This window comes from Actinomadura formosensis NBRC 14204 (assembly GCF_001552155.1).
Taxonomy (GTDB): Bacteria; Actinomycetota; Actinomycetes; order Streptosporangiales; family Streptosporangiaceae; genus Spirillospora; species Spirillospora formosensis.
Map to the genome: position 1 here is coordinate 1 of NZ_BCQQ01000250.1, position 3,497 is coordinate 3,497.

General features: G+C 66.3%; 3 protein-coding genes and 3 pseudogenes. 3 read left to right on the forward strand and 3 right to left on the reverse strand.

From position 1 onward, the window contains the following. Positions 1–812: hypothetical protein (locus AF1_RS32165; RefSeq protein ID WP_217999870.1), on the forward strand; the 812-nt coding region annotated here is incomplete at its 5' end. A gap of 53 nt (positions 813–865) precedes the next feature. On the opposite strand, the gene AF1_RS36755 is transcribed toward AF1_RS32165, so the two are convergent. Both AF1_RS36755 and AF1_RS37165 read right to left on the reverse strand, forming a co-directional pair. After that, positions 866–1,024 (reverse strand): hypothetical protein, encoded by a 159-nt coding sequence (locus AF1_RS36755; RefSeq protein WP_255218863.1) that lies wholly within the window; start codon positions 1,022–1,024, stop codon positions 866–868. A 27-nt stretch (positions 1,025–1,051) separates the two neighbouring features. After that, a pseudogene (locus AF1_RS37165) lies at positions 1,052–1,315 on the reverse strand (transposase); the annotation flags it as partial. Positions 1,316–1,372: 57 nt separating this feature from the next. Between AF1_RS37165 and AF1_RS32175 the strand changes: the two are divergent. After that, a pseudogene (locus AF1_RS32175) lies at positions 1,373–2,023 on the forward strand (transposase); the annotation flags it as partial. A 169-nt stretch (positions 2,024–2,192) separates the two neighbouring features. On the opposite strand, the gene AF1_RS36765 reads toward AF1_RS32175, so the two are convergent. Continuing rightward, positions 2,193–2,324, reverse strand: coding sequence for a hypothetical protein (locus AF1_RS36765; RefSeq protein ID WP_255218864.1), 132 nt, complete (start codon positions 2,322–2,324; stop codon positions 2,193–2,195). A gap of 94 nt (positions 2,325–2,418) precedes the next feature. Between AF1_RS36765 and AF1_RS36770 the strand changes: the two are divergent. Further along, positions 2,419–3,136 (forward strand): annotated as a pseudogene (locus tag AF1_RS36770) (ISL3 family transposase); the annotation flags it as partial. Positions 3,137–3,497: the final 361 nt, after the last annotated feature.

Sequence of the window (3,497 nt, forward strand, 5' to 3'; positions counted from 1 at the left end):
TTATCTCCTCGGTAGTGATCGGCTGGGCAGAGAACATAGCGGCTGAGGTCTTTAACACGCCCGGCCTCCTCAACCTCTTCAGGCGGGCAGGCTTGGGCGAGTTCGTCCCGCACTCCTCCTGGAGCAAGGCCACCCTGGCCGACAAGGTGGTGAAAGGGGCCTTGGAGGCGGCGGCCGATGGCGATGATGTGGCGAAGGACGGGCTGAACGAGTTCGTGCGACTGGTGGCGATGAAGGTCGCGCCCAACAGGCCAGACGTCGAGGTCAGGGAAGGAACCCACTTCTGGAGGCTGCGTGAAGCGGCGAGGTCCGATGGCTTCGACTTGCGTCCGGAGTACGCCGCCGCCGAGCCTCCGCAGTTGATCGGCGTGCGCCTGCTCCCGCTCGAAGACCCGAAGATGCCGTTGAGCGAAGAGATCACGGCCTTGGAGCACGACTTCAGGCGACTCGGCCTGACCGTCGCGCTCAATCACTACCGCCAAGCGGTCCGAAGCGTCGTGGACGAGAACCTAGAGGCCGCCAACAGCCAGTTCCGTGCGACGCTTGAGTCAGTGATCGTCCACTTCGCGACCACACTTGGGTTCACGGCCACCCAGCAGGGCGCAGGTGGAGCGGCGATTGTCTGGTTGAGAGACAACCAACTGCCGTGGGACCAGGGAGGTGACTTCATTCGAGGTCTGTGGAAGATCGTGCAGACGAACGGCCCCCATCCGGGAACGACAACAGCCGGGGAAGCCCGTTTCCGGATGCAGGCCACGACCGCCGCCGTGCGGTTTCTGATCGACCGCTTCGGACCCCCGGCCGCCACGTAGAACTTCCTGTGTGCAGGTCGGAGATGCTCGTGGGACTGATGCCCCTATGGATGTCAAGCCGCCTTCGGTGCTGTGTCGCTGGGTGAGCCGGTGATGAGCTGGTAGATCTCGCGGGCGACGTAGCGTTTGAGGCACCTGATGGCTTCACGGCGGGTTTTGCCCTCGGCGGTGCGTCGGTTGACGTAGTCGCGGGTGCGTTGGTCCCAGCGCATGCGAGATAGCACGATGGTGTGCAGGGCGCAGTTGGCTTGGCGGTCGCCGCCGCGGTTGAGGCGGTGGCGTTGGGTCCTGCCGGAGAATGCCTCGATGGGGCTGACGCCGTAAAGTGCGGCGAAGGAGGCCTCGGTGCCTAGCCGCTCTGGGTTGTTGCCGGCGGCGATGAGCAGTGCCGCGGCGGTGTCGGGCCGACGCCGTAGGTGCTGAGCAGCTGTGGGTTGCGGTCGGCGAGGATGGCGCCGATCTGGGCCTGTAGGTCGGCGATCTGGCGGGTGAGCTGGTGGCAGCGGCGGGTGTTAGCTGGTCGCAGTGCTTGACGAGCTTGTCGGTGCTCAGGCCGCGCCCGGCTGAACCCGGCCCTCAACACCGTCAAACGGTACGCACGGATCGCCAAACCCGAGCAGATGCGCAGGGCACCGCAGTATCGGCCGACTCTCGTCGATCCCCACCGCGAATACCTGCGTAAACGCCGGGCCGAAGACCCCGCGGTGCCCGTCCAGCAGCTTCTACGCCAGATCCGCGAACGCGGCTACACCGGCAGCCAGAACCTCCTCTACCGCTACATCACCCAAGGCCGCGTCGAGGATGACCGTCCCGCCCTGTCACCCCGCAGACTCGCCCGGCTCCTGCTCACCCGCCCCGACACCCTCAAACCCGACCAGCACGAACTCCTCGACAAGACCACCAGCGCCTGCCCGGAAATGAGCAGCCTCGCCGCGCTGGTCCGCGCCTTCGCCCAGCTCCTAATCCCCGCCGCCGACAACGCAGACCGGCTGCAAGAGTGGATCGGCGCAGCCGAAGAGGTGAATCTGCCACATGTGCACTCGTTCATCCGCGGCCTGCGACTTGATCAGGACGCCGTTCGCATCGCGCTGACCAGCGAGTACCACAACGGCGGCACCGAGGGTGTCAACACCAAGACCAAGCTGATCAAGAGGCAGATGTACGGCCGGGCGGGGTTCCACCTCCTCCGTCACCGCATCCTCCTCGGATAGGCCTCACCCTCCGCTACCACCGAAAGAGCGACAGAGCCGTTAACTGGACAGACCCGGTCTCGGTCACCTTCTGTCACTGTCCGACGATGTCGATGTCGCGGAGAGTTCCCGCCGCGGCTTCGTCGGTGCCCCGACTGGCGGCCGGGTGGGCCGTGCGATCTGGCGCCAGTCAGACGGCGACGGAGATGCTCACCACGCCGGCCAAAGCTGAGACTGCGGCCAGTACCTTGTCGGCCTGCTCCCACTTCATCGCGAAGGAGAGCACAAGTACTCCGAGGGCCACAGCAATCGTCGTGGCCATCAGTACGCGCCGAGTCCTACGGGGGGACTGTCCTAAAGATGGCTCTGTTGCAGTTTCGGTGGTAGCGGAGGGTGTCATCCCGTCACGCTGAGGGGTGATCGGGGGCGGCAGGCTTGTTGATGTGGTGTTCTCGGGCCTGTCCGGCCTGGTCATCGAGGATGTGACGGACGAGGGCGAGCTGATTCGGGTGCGGGCCCGCAGCCGGAAGGTATCAGTGCCTTGCCCGGACTGCGCGGTCGAGACCGCCCGTGTCCATGGGTGATGCGAGCGGACCGTGGCCGATGTTCCCGTCGATGGACGGCCGGTCGTGCTGGATGTGCGAGTGCGGCGGCTCGCGTGCCGGGACTGGCGGTGCCCCCGGCGGACGTTCCGGGAGCAGCTCTCCGGGCTGCTGGAGCGGTATCAGCGACGAACTGTCCGGCTGACCGCCCAGGTCGGGGCGGTGGTACGAGAGTTAGCAGGCCGGGCCAGTGCCCGTCTGCTCTCAGTTCTGGGGGTGCCGGTCTCGCGTCACACCGCACTGCGAGCCCTGCTGCGGATCCCGTTACCGGTGGTGGCGACGCCGCGGGTGCTGGGTGTGGACGACTTTCTCCCTGCGGCGCTCCAGGACCTACGCGACCATCCTGATCGACGCCGAGACCCGCCGGCGCATCGATGTCCTGCCCGACCGCAGGTCCGACACCCTTGTAGCGTGGCTGCGCGAGCATCCGGGCGTGCAGGCCGTCTGCCGGGACGGCGCCGCCGGCTACGCCGACGCCGTGCACCAGGCTCTGCCTGACGCCCTGCAGGTCGGGGACCGGTGGCATATCTGGCACTGGTAGTTGTAGATCAGCTTCGCCGGAGGTGCCTGACCCGATCTGGCACGAGGGCCCAGATGAGTGCCCTTCAGTTGAGTTGTCGGCTTCTTCGGCGAAGCGCCATCCTTCCGCAGCCTGGTCTGACGCAGGTTCGCACGCGGGCCCTTGGTGCCTTCTGGATGAGTTGTCGGCCGGGCTGCGGAGCCCCCGCGGACCTGTTGAAGATCGTCTTGGTGATGGGATGACGCCCTAACGGCGTCGCCTGCCTCGCACTGGCCCTTGTAATTGCACTGACCCCCTGTCCGGCACATGACTCGCCGTTCGAGGACCCCTGGGTGGCGCAGTGGTGCCGGAACGGACCACGCAGTGACCTGAT